16 protein-coding genes are annotated in these 17555 nt (G+C 67.6%); 5 read left to right on the top strand and 11 right to left on the bottom strand.

Going from position 1 to position 17555, the window contains the following annotated elements; genetic code table 11:
* Positions 1-115: 115 nt before the first annotated feature.
* From OU415_RS08625 to OU415_RS08605, 5 genes are all read right to left on the bottom strand, one after another.
* Positions 116-742 (bottom strand): MBL fold metallo-hydrolase, encoded by a 627-nt coding sequence (locus OU415_RS08625; RefSeq protein WP_270948077.1) that lies wholly within the window; start codon positions 740-742, stop codon positions 116-118.
* Positions 739-1827: an S-(hydroxymethyl)mycothiol dehydrogenase gene (locus OU415_RS08620; protein WP_270948076.1), complete on the bottom strand. Its 1089-nt coding sequence runs from the start codon at positions 1825-1827 to the stop codon at positions 739-741. Before OU415_RS08620 ends, OU415_RS08625 begins: the two co-directional genes overlap by 4 nt.
* Before the next feature lie 219 nt (positions 1828-2046).
* Entirely contained in the window at positions 2047-3192 is a 1146-nt protein-coding gene (locus OU415_RS08615) for an aromatic ring-hydroxylating oxygenase subunit alpha (protein ID WP_270948075.1), read from the bottom strand.
* A gap of 126 nt (positions 3193-3318) precedes the next feature.
* A complete protein-coding gene (locus OU415_RS08610) occupies positions 3319-4494 on the bottom strand; it encodes an NAD(P)/FAD-dependent oxidoreductase (protein WP_270948074.1) in 1176 nt (391 codons plus the stop codon).
* On the bottom strand, positions 4494-4853 hold the full coding sequence (locus OU415_RS08605; protein WP_270948073.1) for a bifunctional 3-phenylpropionate/cinnamic acid dioxygenase ferredoxin subunit: 360 nt from the start codon (positions 4851-4853) through the stop codon (positions 4494-4496). Before OU415_RS08605 ends, OU415_RS08610 begins: the two co-directional genes overlap by 1 nt.
* A 121-nt stretch (positions 4854-4974) precedes the next feature.
* Between OU415_RS08605 and OU415_RS08600 the strand changes: the two genes are divergently transcribed.
* Positions 4975-5760 carry an IclR family transcriptional regulator gene (locus OU415_RS08600; protein ID WP_270948072.1) on the top strand — a complete coding sequence of 262 codons (786 nt, stop codon included), beginning with the start codon at positions 4975-4977 and terminating at the stop codon, positions 5758-5760.
* A 137-nt stretch (positions 5761-5897) separates the two neighbouring features.
* A complete protein-coding gene (locus tag OU415_RS08595) occupies positions 5898-7337 on the top strand; it encodes an MFS transporter (RefSeq protein WP_270948071.1) in 1440 nt (479 codons plus the stop codon).
* A 251-nt stretch (positions 7338-7588) separates the two neighbouring features.
* Here OU415_RS08595 and alc (OU415_RS08590) read toward each other — a convergent pair whose 3' ends face one another.
* Genes alc (OU415_RS08590) through OU415_RS08580 form a run of 3 tightly spaced genes read right to left on the bottom strand, consistent with a single transcriptional unit; the run spans position 7589 to position 10778 of the window.
* On the bottom strand, positions 7589-8788 hold the full coding sequence (alc, locus tag OU415_RS08590) for an allantoicase (RefSeq protein ID WP_270948070.1): 1200 nt from the start codon (positions 8786-8788) through the stop codon (positions 7589-7591).
* A 32-nt stretch (positions 8789-8820) separates the two neighbouring features.
* Entirely contained in the window at positions 8821-10359 is a 1539-nt protein-coding gene (locus tag OU415_RS08585; RefSeq protein ID WP_270948192.1) for an AbgT family transporter, read from the bottom strand.
* Complete coding sequence (locus tag OU415_RS08580; protein WP_408641823.1) at positions 10359-10778, bottom strand: allophanate hydrolase-related protein; 420 nt, start codon at positions 10776-10778, stop codon at positions 10359-10361. Before OU415_RS08580 ends, OU415_RS08585 begins: the two co-directional genes overlap by 1 nt.
* Before the next feature lie 313 nt (positions 10779-11091).
* Between OU415_RS08580 and alc (OU415_RS08575) the strand changes: the two genes are divergently transcribed.
* The 3 genes from alc (OU415_RS08575) to OU415_RS08565 all read left to right on the top strand — a co-directional run bounded on the left by alc (OU415_RS08575) (position 11092) and on the right by OU415_RS08565 (position 14509).
* Positions 11092-12288, top strand: coding sequence for an allantoicase (gene alc / locus OU415_RS08575; RefSeq protein ID WP_270948068.1), 1197 nt, complete (start codon positions 11092-11094; stop codon positions 12286-12288).
* A 6-nt stretch (positions 12289-12294) separates the two neighbouring features.
* The gene (dctA, locus tag OU415_RS08570) at positions 12295-13641 is read left to right on the top strand and encodes a C4-dicarboxylate transporter DctA (protein ID WP_270948067.1); all 1347 of its coding nucleotides are present in this window, start codon (positions 12295-12297) and stop codon (positions 13639-13641) included.
* 181 nt (positions 13642-13822) lie between these two features.
* Entirely contained in the window at positions 13823-14509 is a 687-nt protein-coding gene (locus OU415_RS08565) for a GntR family transcriptional regulator (RefSeq protein ID WP_270948066.1), read from the top strand.
* A gap of 19 nt (positions 14510-14528) precedes the next feature.
* Here the strand turns inward: OU415_RS08565 and OU415_RS08560 are convergent, their stop codons facing one another.
* Genes OU415_RS08560 through OU415_RS08550 form a run of 3 tightly spaced genes read right to left on the bottom strand, consistent with a single transcriptional unit; the run spans position 14529 to position 17455 of the window.
* Entirely contained in the window at positions 14529-15815 is a 1287-nt protein-coding gene (locus OU415_RS08560) for an MFS transporter (protein WP_270948065.1), read from the bottom strand.
* Positions 15816-15875: 60 nt separating this feature from the next.
* The gene (locus OU415_RS08555; RefSeq protein ID WP_270948064.1) at positions 15876-16625 is read right to left on the bottom strand and encodes an SDR family NAD(P)-dependent oxidoreductase; all 750 of its coding nucleotides are present in this window, start codon (positions 16623-16625) and stop codon (positions 15876-15878) included.
* Positions 16622-17455, bottom strand: coding sequence for a sugar phosphate isomerase/epimerase family protein (locus tag OU415_RS08550; protein ID WP_270948063.1), 834 nt, complete (start codon positions 17453-17455; stop codon positions 16622-16624). Before OU415_RS08550 ends, OU415_RS08555 begins: the two co-directional genes overlap by 4 nt.
* Between the last annotated feature and the right edge of the window lie 100 nt (positions 17456-17555).

Raw genomic sequence — 17555 nt, 5'->3', positions numbered from 1 at the left:
CCGACCTCCCGGTGTATCTGTGTTCGGTGTTTGATATATCAGTTACATGTCAAATTAAGGGCCGTCGCACGCTCGGTCAACAGTCCGAGGACGACTTCTCCGGAATGCCCGGCGGTCAGTACCCCCGGGCTATCCACTCCTCCAGGTGCGGCGCCTCGGCACCGATGGTGGTCGAGCCGCCGTGTCCGGTGTGGACAGTGGTTTCACCGGGCAGCGCAAGCAAGTTGCGGCTGATGGAGCTGATGATCGTGTCGAAGCTGGAGTAGGACCGCCCGGTGGCACCGGGTCCGCCCTGGAACAGGGTGTCCCCGGTGAAGAGCGTCTTCAGCTCGGGGGCGTGGAGGCAGACGGAGCCCGGTGAGTGCCCCGGCGTCGACAGGACGCGCAGGTCGATCCCGGCCACGGTGATGATCTGGCCGTCCGACAGCTCCCGGTCCGGTTGCCGGTCCGGGTGCGTCAGCTTCCACAGCGGTGCTTCAGCCGGGTCGAGCAGGATCGGCGCGTCGAAGCTGTCCGACAGCACCGGCGCCTGGCCGACGTGGTCGTCGTGGGCGTGGGTGCACACGATCGCCGTCACCCGGCGATCGCCGATCCGCTCGGCGATCGCCTCGGCGTCGTGCGCGGGGTCGATGACGAGGACCTCGCGCTCGTCGCCGATGAGCCAGACGTTGTTGTCGACCTCCCAGGTGCCCCCGTCCAGGGAGAAGGTGCCCGAGGTGACCAGGTGCTCGATCGGGCTCACAGGACCACCACCGAACGCAGCACGTCACCGCGGTGCATCTTCTCGAAGGCGTCCTCGACCGCGTCGAGGGAGATCTCCTCGGTCACGAACTTCTCCAGCGGCAACCGGCCCTGCAGGTGCAGGTCGACCAGTGCCGGGAAATCGCGGGAGGGCAGGCAGTCGCCGTACCACGAGGACTTGAGCGCACCGCCGCGGCCGAAGTACTCGATCAGCGGCAGCTCCGGGGCCATCATGTCCGGCGTCGGCACACCGACGAGCACGACCGTGCCGGCCAGGTCGCGGGCCTCGAACGCCTGCTTCCAGGTCTCCGGGCGCCCCACGGCGTCGACCACCACGTCGGCGCCGAATCCCCCGGTGTGGCTCCGGATCGCCTCGACGACATCGGTCTCCCGCGCGTCGACGAAGTGCGTGGCACCGAATTCCCGGGCCTGGTCGAGCTTCCGCGGATCGCGGTCCACCGCCACGATCGTGCTCGCGCCGGCGAGCTCCGCGCCCGCGATGGCCGCATCGCCGACGCCTCCGCAGCCGATGACGGCGACCGAATCACCGCGGCCCACTCCCCCGGTGTTGATCGCAGCGCCGATGCCGGCCATCACGCCGCATCCGAGCAGCCCCGCCACCTGCGGCTTCACCCGCGGGTCGACCTTGGTGCACTGCCCGGCGGCCACGAGGGTCTTCTCCGCGAAGGCTCCGATCCCCAGCGCCGGGCTCAGCTCCTGCCCCGATGCCAGCGTCATCTTCTGCGTCGCGTTGTGCGTGTCGAAGCAGTACTGCGGCTTGCCCTTGCTGCAGGCGCGGCACTGCCCGCAGACCGCGCGCCAGTTCAGGATCACGTAATCGCCCGGAGCGACGTTGACGACGCCCTCACCGACCGATTCCACGATGCCTGCGGCCTCGTGCCCCAGCAGGAACGGGAATTCGTCGTTGATCCCGCCCTCCCGGTAGTGCAGGTCCGTGTGGCACACCCCGCACGCTTGCACCTGCACGACGGCCTCACCGGGGCCGGGGTCGGGGATCACGATCGTCTCGACCGTGACGGGCTTGCCCTGCGCGAGCGAGACGACTCCGCGGACCTCTTGTGGCATAAAGCCTTTCTCCTTCTTCGTGCTGGTCGCTCGACCACCGGCGCAGCCGCCGGTGGTCGGGCTCGGACCAGGATTCGGGATGCTAGCCCCCGGACCCGGGGGCTAGAACGCGATTGCGACGCCCACTGTGACATGCGTCTGGTATATCAGTCCAGAGCGCAGTGCGGTCATTTCACGGCGCAGGGACGCGCACCGGGTTCGCCCGGCTTCCAGCGGGTCTCAGCCCGCGATCGCGGACGCCACCCAGTCCCGGAACTCACCGATGTGGTGCTCGCTGGGAACCAGCACTCCGCCCGCGGCGTAAGCCCGCGAGGACATCGCCGGCTGGCAGCGCTCGCACGCGTCGAAGTCCTGCTGGTTGACCCGGTGGAACAGCTCCACCGAACGGGACAGATCGACACCGCTGTCGATGAGCTCCTGCGTGTAGAGCCAGTCGCACTCGACGATCGTCCGGTCCACGGCCACCGGGTACATCCGGTGGAAGATCACGTGGTCCGGGACGAGGTTGATGAACACCTGCGGGTTGATCGTGATCGCGTAGTAGCGCCGGTCGTGGTCCTCGTCGACGCCGGAGAGGGTGTCGAACCCGCCCTGGCCGTCCACGGTGAACCCGGTGATCTCCTCGCCGAACTCCGCCCCGTGCCCCACGAAGTACTGCGCCGCGTAGCCGTCGGCGAACTCGGGCAGCACTTCGGTCAGCTCGGGGTGGATGGTCGCGCAGTGGTAGCACTCCATGAAGTTCTCGACGATGAGCTTCCAGTTCGCCTTCACGTCGTAGGTGATCCGCTTGCCGACCACCAGCTGGTCGATCCCCCAGCCGTCGATGGCGTCGGGATCACCCATCCTGGCCGTGACCGCGCCCTGCACGGCGTCCTCGAAGGACGGCGGCTCGTCGGCGAGGCAGACCCAGACGGTTCCGAGCCACTCCTTCAAAGCGACGCCGATGAGTCCGTACTCGTCGCGGTTGACGTCCTTCATGGAAGTCAGGTTCGGCGCGGCGATGAGCGAACCGTCGAGGCCGTAGGTCCACGCGTGGTACGGGCACTGCAGGGACTTGCGGACCGATCCGGTCTCCTCGGTGCACAAGCGCGCACCGCGGTGCCGGCAGACGTTGAGGAAGGCTCTCAACGCACCGTCGCGACCGCGCACGATCAGCACGCTCTCCCCGCCGACGTCGACGTTGCGGAAGCTGCCCGGCGAGGGGATGTCGCTGCTGCGGGCCGCGGCGAACCAGTTGCTCTGGAAGATCCGGGACTTCTCGAGCTCGAAGACCGCTTCGTCGGTGTAGTGCGATCCCGGCAGGGTCGGGATCAGGCTGGACGCGGATTCCGGCTTCTGCTGGCCGTGGGCTTCGACGGAGCTCACGAACGATCCTTTCCTTCTGCTGCAATGCTGCGATGAACAGTCGGCGCGGCTCCGGGGTGCGAAAGGCTCAAGGAGCAGACGAGCCTTTCGCACCCGAGGACCGCGGAGGGGACTGCACGAGTGCGGTCAGCGCACCGCCGGCAGGAATCCCGCCAGCTGGCGGCGCCACCTCCCGAACGAGCGGGCGCGATCGATCCCGAGAACCCCTTCCGGGTTCCCGTCCTGATCGCGGTAGAGCACGAGGAAGTCGAGCGTTTCGAGGCTCCCCTCGAGCACTTCGACCTTGGAACCCTCGGTGCGGCGGCCGGCGAACTGGATCTTGTGGCCGTACTGGTCCGACCAGAAGTACGGCACCTCGTGGTGCGCCGGCGGTGCGTAGTCCCGGCCGAGGAGGGCGGACACCCCGGCGACCGGCTGCTGCAGGGCGTTGGTCCAGTGCTCCATGCGGCGCGTCGCGCCGAGGAAGGTGCGGTGGGAGTTGGCGCAGTCCCCCACCGCGATGACGCCGGGGACGTTCGTGACGCCTTGCGCGTCGGTCACGACACCGTCGTCAAGCTCGACGCCCGACCCGCTCAGCCATTCCACGCACGGTTCCGCGCCGATCCCGACCACCACCACGTCGGCGGGCAGTTCGCGACCGTCGGACAAGCGGACGCCCGTCACCTGATCACCGCCGACGAATTCGGCGAGCGTGGCGCCGGTGTGCAGCCGCACTCCCTTCGTGGCGTGCAACCCGGCGCAGATCTCGCCCATCTCGGCACCGAGCGGCTTCAGCAGCGGCACGGCCGCGGCTTCGACGACGTCGACTTCGACACCCAGGCCCACCGCCGTCGAGGCGATCTCGGAGCCGATGAACCCCGCGCCGATCACGACCAGGCGGGCTCCCGCGACCAGCTCCTCGCGCAGCGCCACTGCGTCGTCGAGCGTGCGGAGGGTGTGCACGCCCTTCGGCAGGTCCCAGGGGAGGCTCCTGGCCCGGGCGCCGGTCGCCAGCACCACGCCGTCGGCCGCGATCCGCTCACCGTCGTCGAGCACCACCGCCCGATCACCGGTGTCGAGAGCGGTCGCGGTGCGCCCGAGGCGCCAGTCCGCGCGCAGCTCGTCGTCCTCGGGCGTCGCCAGTTTCAGATCGTCTTCCGAAACCGTCCCGGCCAAGAACTCCTTCGACAGCGGCGGTCGGTCGTAGGGCGCGTGGACCTCGTCGCCGACCACGACGATGCGCCCCTCGAATCCCTGATCGCGCAGGGACCGGGTGGCGGTCAGCCCGGCGAGGGACGCGCCGACAACGGCAATCGTCTGCATCAACGAACCCCTTCGCCAACCGCTCCGGCAACGTCCGCGCCGGCATCCGCGCCGACTTCGACCGTTTCGCTAACGAACACCTGCCCGTCGACGATGACCACCTCGTGCGTTCGCACGGGCTTCCGCGCAGGCGGCCCGCTGGGCTTTCCAGTGCGGAGGTCGAAGCAGGCGGCGTGCAAGGGGCACTCGACCGCGCAGTCCTCGAGCCAACCGTCCGACAGCGACGCATCCTGATGGGTGCACGTGTCGTCAATCGCGTAGAAGGTGCCGTCCGCGTTGAAGACCGCGATTGCCACGCTGCCCTGCACGCGTACAGACTCCCCGACCGGAATATCGGCCACCGCGCCAACTAAGATCATCGTTGCTCCTGTTGCTCATTGCGGAACACGACGTGCGATTCGCAACAGAGCATCCGGCACTTATCGTTTCCCGTCAATTAACCGATCCCAAATCAACCCGCGCCGAGTTCGGAGTTGCAGGATGCACAACAAGAGCGAGCCCGCAGCGGCCGCCGAGCCGCGGACCGCCACCCAAGCCGTGGATCGGGCGCTGTCCATGCTCACCCTCCTGGCCCAACACGGGCCCTCCGGCGTCACCGAGCTCGCGCGCGAGCTGGGGGTCCACAAGTCGACCGTGTCCCGCCTGATGACCACCATGGAGAAGTTCCGGTTCGTCGAGCAGGTGGGGTCTCGCGGGAAGTTCCAGCTCGGCTTCGGCATCGTCCGGCTCGCCGGAGCCACCACGGCACAGCTGGACATCGCGAGGGAGAGCAAGTCCATCTGCGCCCGACTGTCGTCCGAACTGCACGGGACCGTGAGCCTCAGCGTCCTCGAGGGCGGTGGTGCCACCACCGTCACCCAGGAGCCCCGGACGGAGCGCAACTGGATCGGCCTCCGGGTGCCGCTGCACGCGACTGCGTGCGGAAAAGTGCTGCTGGCGAACTTCGGGTTCGAGGAGCTCGAGGAAGTCCTGCGGCAACCGCTGCCCCGCTTCACCGAGAACACCATCATTTCCCGGGGCGCCCTGACCGCCGACCTCAACCGGGTCCGCGACCGAGGCTGGGCAACCGCGGTCGGCGAGTTCGAGGCCGAGCTCCGCTCCGTCGCGGTCCCGGTGCGGGGCCCCGGCGGGCGCATGGCCGGAGCGCTGAGCGTCTCCGCCGACAGCCAGCACCTCCGCGGGACCGATTTCCCCGCCGTGGCACGAGTTCTCGGCGAGGCGGCCGAGGAGATCCTCGAACGCCTGCAGGACCTCGCAGGCCCGTAGCCGGCGCCGGAAAAGCTTGACCACCCAAGACACACCTATTAGCTTGAACAGATATATCAGTTGTGCGGACCGAAGGTGATCATGCGTCGACCTCCTCGAACGTCCCGATCGGGCGGCCTGCCGACTGGAGCGGCGGGGTGAACGGCGCTCCCGTACCTCGGGGACCGGGCGGCGAGTTGGCCATCGAGGACGCGCAGACGATTCGTCGCGCGACAACGGCCGCGACCTTGAGCAACATCGCCACCTGGTACGACTTCGGCGCCTATTCCTACATCGCCCTCGCCCTCGACCGGGTGTTCTTCCCCGATGCCGGCGAGTGGGCACCGGTGTTCACCCTGGGCACCTTCGCCGCCGCGTTCCTGGTCCGCCCGCTCGGCGGAATCATCCTGGGACCGCTGGGAGACCGCTTCGGCCGCACCAGAGTCCTGTCCGCCACGGTCCTGCTCATGACGGTCGCGACCGCGCTGCTCGGGCTCGTTCCCAGTTACGGCGCGATCGGCATCGCAGCGCCGCTGATCGTGCTGTTCATCCGCATGCTCCAAGGCTTTTCGGTGGGCGGCGAGTACGTCGGAGCCCTGACGCTCGTCGCCGAGTACGCCCCGGACCAGCGGCGCGGCTCCCTCGGGAGCCTGCTGGAATTCGGCACGCTCATCGGGTACATGCTCGGCGCCGGTATCACGTCGATCCTGGTGGCCGCGCTGCCGGAGGACGATCTGCTGGCGTGGGGCTGGCGGATCCCGTTCATGCTCGCCCTCCCGCTGGGCGTCACCGGGCTCTACCTCCGGAGAGACCTCGAGGAGACCCCGGCGTTCCGGCAGCAGATGGAGCGCTCGCCGGCGATGGCCACCATGGCGCTCCGGCGCGTGTTCCAGATCTTGGTGAAGCACTACCGCTCGGCGGTCCTGATCGCCGGTGGGCTGATCGTGGCCTGGAACGTCACCAACTACGTGCTGACGAACTACGTGCCGACCTACCTGACAGCGACCCTGCCGGCACACGGCGGGAGCGGAACCAGCGGAGCGTTGGCAGCCACGCTGCAGGTCGCCGTCATGCTGGCGATGCTGATCGTCATCGTCTTCGTCGGCAAGCTCAGCGACCGGATCGGCAGGAAACCGATCCTGATCACCGGCAGCGCGTCGCTCGTCCTGTTCGGCCTGCCGTCGGTGTGGCTGCTGCAGACGGGCCTCGCCGGTCAGGTCACCGGCTTGCTGATCATGGGTTTCGCGCTGCTCTGCTTCGCAGCGGTGACCCCGTCCACCCTGCCCACGCTCTTCCCCACCTTCATCCGGTACGGCAGCCTGGCGATCATCTTCAACGTCTTCGTGTCGGCCTTCGCCGGGACCGCCCCCACGATCATCGGAGTCGCGGTGACCACGACGGGGAACCTCGACTGGCCCGGCTACTACCTCATCGGCGCGGGTGCGATCGGGCTCGTGAGCACCCTCTTCCTCAAAGAGCCGGCCGGAAGACCCCTGACCGGGGCGGCACCGCTCACCTCGAGCGCGGACCTGCCCTCCCCACCGCTCTCCGAAGACGGCGTACCCATGGAGAATCCGCCGAAGCGCCGACGGAAGTGAAAAGCTCGGTCCCCATCCGAGCAAATCCTCCTCCAGGATCCGGCAGGAGCAGAGAACCTACCGAATTTCGTCACCGTGACAAAAAATCCACCTACGCGGGGACACTGCTCCAGCTCGCGCTGCTGCGCCTCCCCCCTCCGGGATGAGTTCCCCATAACGGATAAACAGCACGGCAACCAGGACCAGATCACCGGGCTGACGGAGACGGCGACCGGTGTCGACGGACCGCCCCTCGCCCTCGTCTACCAGCGCTAACGGCCGAGAAGGACTGCCAGCGTGCCAGCGACATGTCCCGAACCTCCGGAGGACAGCGCTTCCAGTTCAGCGCAGAGGTCGTCCGCGGTGCCGAACGGCCGGGAATCGGCCAGTTCGACCGCCGTCTCAGCGTTCGCGCCCAGCGAGATCAGAGCCGCGATGGCGTTGGCTCGAGGCAGCGCGTTCAGCCAACGGATACCGGTAGCTCCCCGGCCGAGCGCGTCGAGCTCACCGATCAGCCTGAGCCGCGAAACACCTCCGTCCGGATAGATCTCCAGACGTACGTGGGTGGTGGGACGCGGATCGGGCACGGAGAACCAGTGCGGTGCGTCGTGCAGTCCGCAGGTGTGCGGCAGCAGCTCGAACCACGACCCCGGATTCGCCGGGTCCGCCTGCTCGGCATCGCATCCGAGCAACCGGAAGCTCTCCGGGGCGTTGCCCCGGTAGTAAGTGGTGTCGTACTCGACCTGCCGGACGATTCCCCTCCCGGTCAGGCGGAGGTCGATCCAGTCGTGCCCAGGCCCGCGTCGGCGGGTGGATTCCCATCCCTTCTCGTGGCGCAGCACCGGTGTGGGCGCGTTGATGTTGAGCGGGTTCCCGAAGAACTGGTCGCTGCAGTCGAGCACGACGCCGCCGTTGGCTTGAGCTGCCAGATCCAGCGACACACCGACGAAGCGGCGCGGGTCGGGGACGACGTCGCCGAGGACTCGCAGGCGCGCGATTCCACCATCGGGGTGGATGTTCAGCCGTACATGTGTGAACCGGCGCTCGACCGCCACCTGGAACCGGTTCACGCTGTCCCGCTCCACGGGGCTTTCCGGGACCAGAGTCGTCCATTCGAGATCATCGCGGGCGGCCAGTTCCTCGGACGACGCGTAGCCGTCCACGCCGCAGGCTTGCACCGAACACGCCTTGGGGCAGTTTCCCCTGAAGAAGCTCGTGTCGATGACGACCTCCCGGACGATGCCGGCGGCGCCGAGACGCACGATCACCCAGTCGTTGCCGGGCTTCCGGCTCCGGCGGGTTTCCCAGCCGTCGTAGAGCTCGCCGCGGAGCCCGGTGTGCTCCGCGTGCGACTTCGGGGGCAGCGGGTCGAGGAGGTGGTCCTTCCCGCCGAAGGTCTCGTCGTTGGCGGCGACGGCCGCGCCGCCCAGGCGGATCGAAGCGAGGTCGACGAGGTGGGCCAGTTCTGACATGGGGTGCAACCTCCAGGTTCGCAGAGCTTGGATCAACGCGCGCCGAGCTCGACCCCGGCTCCGGGGCCCAGCGGCAGGTCGAAGAAGTAGAAGATTCCGAGCACGCCGAGCCACACCGCGAAGTACGGGACGACGAAGATGGCGAGCCGGGTCATCAGCGTTCCGAGCCGCAGGCCGGGTTCGTACTCCCGCGCCATGCTCAGCAGGACGATCAGGAACACCGACATCGGGGTGATCAGCGTTGTCGTCGAGTCCCCGATCCGATGTGCGGCCTGGATCACCGCTGGCGAAAGCCCCAGCAGCATCAGGCTCGGCACCATCACGGGGCCGACCAGGGACCACAACGCGCCACCGCCGGTGATCACCATGTTGAGGGTCGCCGAGACGCAGACCATGAGCAGCAACGCCAGGAAGCCGTCGACGTGCGACGACTTCGCCAGGTCGGCCAGCCCGATGGCGAGAACGCTGCCGAGGTTGCTCCAGGTCAGGATGCCGAAGACCTGCGCGATCACGAAGACCACCACGGTCGGGCCGGCGATGTCCCGCATTCCCCTGGTCATCAGGACTTGGAGGCTGTTCTCCTTCGTCAGGGTCCCGGCGACCAAGCCGAAGACGACCCCCACCAGCACGAAAGCCACCCCGATGACCGCCACCAGGTTCTCCAGCAACGGCGATGAGAGCAACGTCCCGTCGGAGCCGTGGAACGGCCCGCCCGGCACCAGCGCACCGAGGGCGAGGAGCACCAGGAACGCGCTGGCCGCCGTCAACGCCACCACGAGACCACGCCGCTGGTCGGCGGCCAGCTCGACGTGTTCCGCCGGTTCCTCCTCACGGCTCGGCAAGCGGGGTTCGAGCACGTGCGCTATCAGCCAACCGCCCACCAGCGGGAAGATCACGCCCACTGCCGCGGTGAAGAAGTAGTTCATCGCGATGTGGACGTCCACCGGCGGCAAGCCCGGAACGAGCTGCACCGCCGCGTCGGTGATCGCGATGTAGGTGGCGTCCAACGTGCCGATGACGAAGCCGCCTGCGTAGCCACCTTGCAGGCACGCGTACGCGCCGATCAGCCCGGCCAGCGGGTTGCGGCCCGTCGCCTTGAAGGCGACCGCGCCGAGCGGAGCGATCACGAAGTAGGACGCGTCGGAGAAGACGTGGCCTTGCGCCGCGACGAACGCCACGGCGTAGGGAACCCCCCAGCCCGGAACGCGCGAAAGCAGCCATCGCACACCAGCTTCGAGGAATCCGGATCCCATGGCGACGTTCACCGCCATCACCATGACGAAGATGTTGCCGAGTCCGGGGAAATCGATGAAATTCGTGATGACGTGGCCGAGCAGGTAGCGGAGCCCGTCCAGGGACAGCACTCCTCGCACATCGAGGACCTGGTCCTTTCCAGGAACCGCGACCGAGGCGCCCAGCAGATCCGCGACCGTGGACGCAACGGCCACGAAAGCGAACAACCAGCAGAACAACACGAACGGTTGCGGGACCCGGTTTCCGATCTTCTCGAGAACGCCGAGGAAAAAAGCGAAACCGCTCGCCGCACCGCGCAATGCACGCGATCCCGCCATCATCTTCCCATGTCGCGCCCGGACGACTTGGCGCTGGCCGGCGGAACCTCGTCGCGATAACTGCGCCAGCCGCCGTAACCGGTGATGTCTTCGTACTTTCCGGGGATCCGCTCGGTTTGCCGGAGCAACATCGCCAATGACGCCGTCCCGTCCTCCAACTCGATGACACCGAGCTCGAGCTCGGGCGATTCATTGGGGAGGAACTGGTCGCGCAGTCGATCCAGCGGGACGTCGTAGACCTCGCCCCGAATCTCGGCGCCGTCGTGCGACACCGGCCACAAGGCCGGAAACCTGTTGCGCACGCAGACGAACCGATAACGCGGAGCGGTGCGCAATTCACCGATGAACGGGCAACCCTCGATGTACCGGTGCGCTCCTCCCCCGCGCAGAGCTCCTCCGCTGACGAACAGATGTACCACGATCAACCTCCTGACAGAGCAACGCCGGCCGCCACAGGAGCAAGCGTCAAATTCAGCACCGACGCACTCCCGGCCGGCCCTCCAGACAGCCGCACCGGACGGTCGCAACCTCACGCGACAGACGGACTCCGGTGTTCGAAGACAGCTTGCGAGCAGGCAGCCTCGTGTTCAAGGAAACCGCGCGTATACCAGATTTGTATACCCGCGATTCCTTGAAACGGTTGGCCCGCCTGGCGAAACTCAACTCCACCGACGGACGGCTCACCGAATCCGTCCGCGAATCCCGTTCAAGGACAACACGAAAGGCCGCGCCGTGGTCGATTTCGCCCATTTCACGGATCTCGCCTCCCGCAACATCGGCGGTAGCGTCGTGCTCACCAACGACGAGTTCTTCGTCGAGAAGGAAAATCTGATCAAACCCGAAGCGCCCGTTTCCTGCAAAGGGCAATCCGGGAACCGCGGTGGGATCTACGACGGCTGGGAAACCCGCCGCAGGCGCACCGCAGGACACGACTGGGCCGTGGTCCGGTTGGGAGTCCCCGGAATCGTCCACGGCGTCGTCGTGGACACCGCGTTCTTCCGGGGGAACTACCCCGACCGCGTCTCCGTGCAAGCATGCGCGCTGGACGGCTACCCCGGTCCGGAAGAGCTCGCGGAAGCCGAATGGGTCGACATCGTCGCGGAAACTCCCTGCGAAGGCGACACCGAGAACGCCTACCCGGTGCACGCGCGGACCAGGTTCACGCACGTGCGGTTGTGCATCCACCCCGACGGCGGGGTCGCCCGCCTGCGGGTGCACGGCGAAGCCGTACCGGACCCGCTCGACTTCAGCGGACTTTCCTGGGACATGGCCGCGCTGGAGAACGGCGGACGGGTCATCGAGCAGAGCGACGGGTTCTTCAACCCGGCGTCCAACGTCATCACCCCGGGAACCGCTCGCACGACCAAGGACGGGTGGGAGACCAAGCGGCGCCGCGACGACGGCCACGACTGGTTGACCGTCCGCCTCGCAGCGCCAGGGCACATCCACCAGGTGATCGTCGACACCTCGCGCTACATCGGCAACGCGCCGGAATCCTGTTCCCTGCTGGCCTGCGACGCCGCTACCAACGACCTGGACGATCCGACGGCGTGGTGGACGATCGTCGACCGCCAGCGACTCCAGCCCGATCAGCTGCACCGCTTCCACACCGAAACCCGGAAGCAGGCCACCCATGTCCGCCTGAACATCTTCCCCGACGGAGGCCTCGCCAGGCTGCGGCTGCTCGGTCACTGCTCGAGCGCCGGATCCCGGGAACGCGGCATCCGCTGGATCAACGTGCTTCCGGAAGCACAGCTGCGGACAGTACTGTCGTGTCTGGGCATCTCCGCTCCGCAGGTGGAGAAGTTCGCCGACGCACGCCCCCTTGCAACGCTGCGCGACGCCGAGGCACTGCTCGACCGGACGACAACAGCGGCTCTGCACGCACGCCTCGGCATCGCGGACGCCGACAGCGACGCAAGAGGGTGATCCGCGATGCCGTGGCCATCCAAGCGCAAAGTTCCGGGAGCCGAGAAGAGGCCCTTCTACCGGTCGCTGTTCTTCCAGATCGCGGCAGGACTGGTGCTGGGTGCCGTCGTGGGCGCGGTGTGGCCGGATTTCGGTGCCGCGCTCAAACCGCTCGGGGACGGTTTCGTCAAGCTCGTCAAGATGATCATCGCGCCGTTGGTGTTCTGCGTCGTGGTGATCGGGATCGCCGGCGCCGGTGACCTCGCCACCCTGCGCCGCATCGGCGTGAAGGCGCTCATCTACTTCGAGATCGTCTCCACCGCCGCACTCGTGGTGGGCCTGGTGATCACCGAGATCATCGGGCCGGGCCAGGGGTTCAACGTGGACCCGTCCACGCTCGACCCCGGCTCGGTGCAGGAGAAGACCGAGGGTGCTCCGGCGAGCGCGTCGGAGTTCGTCCTCGACATCATCCCGGAAAGCGTGATCGGCGCCTTCGCCGAGAACAGCCTGCTCCAAGTCCTGCTGTTCTCCGTGCTGTTCGGCATCGCGATGATCCACGCCGGTGAACGCGCCCGCCCGTTGATGTCCTTGATCGAGAAGCTGCAGGACATCATCTTCACGATCGTGACCTGGGTGATGAAGCTGGCGCCGATCGCGACGTTCGGTGTCATGGCCTACACCGTCGGCGAGTACGGGCTCGGATCGCTGACCAGCTTCGGGAAGATGATCGGGGCGTTCTACCTGGCGATCCTGGTGTTCCTCGTCCTCCTCGCGGTGCTGTTGCGGGTGACCACCGGCGTCGGCTTCCTGCGGGTGGTGAACTACGTGCGCGAGGAGCTGGTCACCGCGGCGTTCACCGGCTCCTCGGAAGCGGTGCTGCCGCAGATCACCAAGAAGCTCGAGGACGCGGGCTGCTCGCGGACCGTGGTCGGGTTGGTGGTGCCGACCGGGTACTCGTTCAACCTCGACGGCGCGTCCATCTACATCTCCGCGTCGGTGGTGTTCCTGGCCCAGGCCATGGGCACCGATCTCGGTTTCTCCGAGCTGCTCACGATCATCCTCGTCGCGGTGCTGACCTCGAAGGGGATGGCCGGGGTCGCAGGATCGGCATTCGTCGCGCTCACCGCCACCATCGGAGCTGTCGGTGGTATCCCCGCAGCAGCGGCGGTGTTGATCCTGGGCCCGGACCGGATCATGGCCAAGGGACGAACCGCGACGAACTTGATCGGCAACGTGGTGGCCACCTTGATCGTCGCCCGCTGGGAGAAGCAGCTCGACCGCCGGCAACTCGACCGGGCGCTGCGCCGCGGCAAGTCCAAACAGGATTCCGAGGAGGACATCTCGGAAGCAAGTCGCTCTGCTGGCGGGAAATGAACGCCAGCGCCGAACGTGGGGCGATGCCCGTGGCCATGCCGCGGGCATCGCCCGTTCCAGCGGCGAGAGCCGACGGCTGCGCGAAGTGGACGTGCGCACTACCCTTCTCCGTCCACCTGTGGTGTGCTGCTGGCAGTCGGCCTCGCCGAATCGATCGACCTCCTGAACCCGAGGAACGATGATGTCGATGCACCACTCGGAGAACTGCGCGGCCAAGTTGCCGAACGCGCTGCGCGATTGGGTGCGACGGGAGATCCGCACCCGCATCTCGGACGGCAGCTTGCACCCGGGGCAACGACTGCTGGAACGCGAGATCGCCGATCGGATGAACGTCTCCCGCGTACCCGTCCGCGAAGCCCTGCGCCTCCTCGAAGCCGAGGGCTACCTGGTAGCGGCGCCCACCGGAGGCGTCGTCGTCCGCGAACTGGACGCCGACGAGATCAACGAGATGTTCGACGTCCGCGGTGCCTTGGAAGCCCTGGCAGCACGGTTGGCCACCAGGTACGCCGACGAGGCCGCCACGACCGCCCTCCACGAAGTCGTCCGCGCCAACCGCAGCGCCATCGACAACGGGGACACCCAAGCGATCGGCCGCACCAACCACGAGTTCCACGCGTTGTTGAGGCGCACCGCAGCGAATCGCTTCGTCACCGAACGCGTCGAACCGCTGATCGGCCGGCTCTCCTGGGCCTACCGGACGAGCCCGGACCCAGAACACGTCTGGCGAGGTCATCTCGCACTGCTCCACGCCATCGTCGCCGGCGACGAGGAGATGGCGGCACAGGCCGCGCACCTGGACAACGAGCACAACCGGGAGATCGCCCTCGACCTGATCCGCGCCCGGCACCCACGCAGCCCATTCGGTTGAGCGGAGGTTTCAGGACCGATCAAGCTCGAACTGCCCGATCGCGGGAGGGGTCCACGGCCAGAGCGAAGATCAGTCCGCCCACGGCGAGCAGGGTTCCGAACACCAGGAAGGATGCGGTGTAACCGCTGCCGGGTGCAGCTGCGGTGTCGACGAGTCGCCCGGCGACGAGCGGGCTGACGATTCCCGCAGCGGCCGAAGCTGCCGTGATCATGGCCAGCGCACCGGCCCGCCGCGAAGCGGAGAACAGCTCCGACACGACGGGGAAGGTCACCGTGTTGACCGCGACGGAGAAGCCATAACCGAGGGTGACCGCAGCAACGGCGACCACCGGCGCATCGATCGCCGGGATCGCAGCGAGCACGACACCGGAGAGCAGCAGGCAGATCCCACCGACCCGGCCCCGGCCTACCTTGGCCGAGGCTCCTGCGCGCATCAGCCGGTCGCCGATCCCCCCGATCAGCACCAACGCCCCGACCCCCGCCACGCTCGGCAGGGCGAACAGCACCCCGGCCGTCGTCGCCGAGTAGCCGAGCCCGTTCTGAAAGTAGGACGGCAGCCAGGTGAAAACGACCGCGGCGAGAGCTCCCTGAGCGAAGGTGGCGAACAGGCAGGCCAGCATGGTCGGTGTTCGCAGGCCCCGCATCCAGCTTCGGTCCGACGAGGACGCGCCACCGGCCGAATGGTCGGAGCCCGCGTACGGGCCGGGCCGTCCGATGAAGAACCACACGGTCGTCCACACCACGGCGATGACGCCGATCGCGACGAAGCCGATTCGCCATCCGAACGCCACGACGAGCAAGGAGATCACGGGGAGCAGCGCGATTTTGGCGAAGGACGCACCGCTGGTGATGACGGCGGCCGGCATGCCGCGCCGGTCGGCGGGGAACCAGGAGTAGGCCGCGTTGTGGGCCAGTGGCACGGTCGGCCCCTCGGCGGTGCCGACCACGACCCGGCTCAGGACGAGCATCACCGCTCCGGCAGCGAGCGCCGCCGGGATCTGTCCGATCGTGCAGAGAAGTCCGCACCCGAGCAGGACGACTCGGGTGGAGATGCGTCGTCCGGAAAGCCCGATCAAGAGGCAGCTGATCATGGTGAGCAAGTAGGTCGCACTGCTGATCATTCCATAGGTCGTCGCGGACATGCCGAATTCGGCGCGAATCGGCTTGGCGACGATCCCCAGCAGTCCTTTGTCGACGAACACCAGGACGTGGGCTCCTGCTGCCGCAGCCGTCACCGCCCAGGGAGTCCACTTCGGAACGGCGCGGGGCGCGTCATCGGCCGGGGTCGGGCTCAGATCGGTCGTCATTGCGTCTCCTCGTTGAGAACGACTTCCCACGGCGGTTCTCCGGCCGTGGGACTGCGTGGATCAGGGCGATGGGGCCAGTTGGGCGCCGCCGCAGACGTGCAGGACCTCGCCGGTCACGAAACCGGCCGCCTCGGAGGCGAGGTAGCCGACGGCGTGCGCGATGTCCGCCGGCGTTGCGAAACGCTGCATCGGAGTCATCGCGAGGTGCTTGGCTTCGAAAGCTGCGTACTCCTCCTCGCTGCGGTTGGCTCGAGTGAAGGGAGTGGCCACCATGCTGGGCGCGACCGCGTTGACCGTGACCCCGAGCGGGGCCAGTTCGAGTGCCAGGGAGCGGGTGAGGCCGACAACTGCGGCTTTCGAGCTCGTGTAGGCGATCGGCCCGCCCGACAACCAAGTCCGGGAAGTGATGTTCACGACCCGTCCACCCGTTCGCGTTGAGCTCCACAGGGGAACGGCCTGGCGGCACAGCGCTGTCGGTCCCCAGACGTTCACGGCCATCACGCGTTCCCAGTCGTCACGGCGAAGAGCCTCCATGCCGCGGGGTGCGGTGACGGCGGCGTTGTTGACGATCACGTCGAGCCGTCCGAAGCGCTGTTCGACCATCTCGACGAGGGCCTGGACCGACGTCTCGTCGGCGACATCGAGGTAGCAGGCCTCGATGCCCGTCAGGTTCGCACAGCGCTCCTTCGCACCGTCGAGGTCCCGGTCGGCGAGCAGCACCACCTCGGCTTGCCCGGTCAGGTGTTCGCCGATCGCGGCCCCCAGGGCCCCGGCCCCGCCCGTGACGAGGGCGACCCGGCCGCCGGTCACGGGTTCACCACCGCGGGCTCCGCAGCATGCAGGACTTGCAGACCGACCTTCAGAGCAGCCTCGGGCGGCAGATCAGCGGTGAAGTCTTCGAGGGACAGCCAGCCGTCGTAGCCGCCACGGTGCAGCGCCGTCCGGAGGGAGCCGACGTCGAGCACGCCGTCGTCCATGCGAGACCAGCGCAGTTCCCAAGGCTTCCCCGCTTCCGCGGGTACCCAGCGGGCGTTCTTGACGTGCACGTGGGCCAAGTGCTCCCCGAGTAACTCCACCGCAGTGCCGTGGTCTTCATACCCCTCGACCAGCAGGTTTCCGGCATCGTAGATCACTCCTACGAGTGCGGGGTCAGCGCCGGCGACGATCCGCTGCGCCAGCGATGCGCTCGGGCATATCGAACGCTGGTGCAGCTCGAGCAGAGCTCGGACATCAAAGCCGGAAACGATCCCCTGCAGATCGTCGACGAACCTGCGCGCACGGTCCGCGTGCTCGCCCCACGGCATTCCGTCACGCCACGGGGCCCGGAACCGGAACCACGGCACTCCTGCCTCGGCGGCCGCGGCTGCCGCCCGCCGAGCCTCGTTCAGATCACCGCATTCGACATAGGTGTCCAGCCCGACGACCTCCACATCGCTCCGGCGGCACCGATCTGCAAGCGCCGCGACCTCGGCGAATCCGATGGTGCACCGGTTGTCGGTGAAAACGTCGGTTCCAGCTCCGGGCCCGTCGTCGGACACCCGCCATTCGATACCGGCCAGCCCCGTCTCGACCGCCAACGCGATCGCCTCGTCGGGGGTCCGGTCGAAGAACATGATCGAACAGGCACTGATCGGGTTCACGGTCGCCTCTCCTCGATGTCAACCATGCCCAGAAGTGAATGCCGCAAGACCCACCCCTGTCCAAGACCAGCTGAGACACCCCGGCTATGCCTCCTGGGTA

The sequence above is a fragment of the Saccharopolyspora oryzae genome, assembly GCF_027853915.1.
Lineage (GTDB): Bacteria > Actinomycetota > Actinomycetes > Mycobacteriales > Pseudonocardiaceae > Saccharopolyspora > Saccharopolyspora oryzae.
This window is presented reverse-complemented; position numbering and strand designations above follow the sequence as displayed.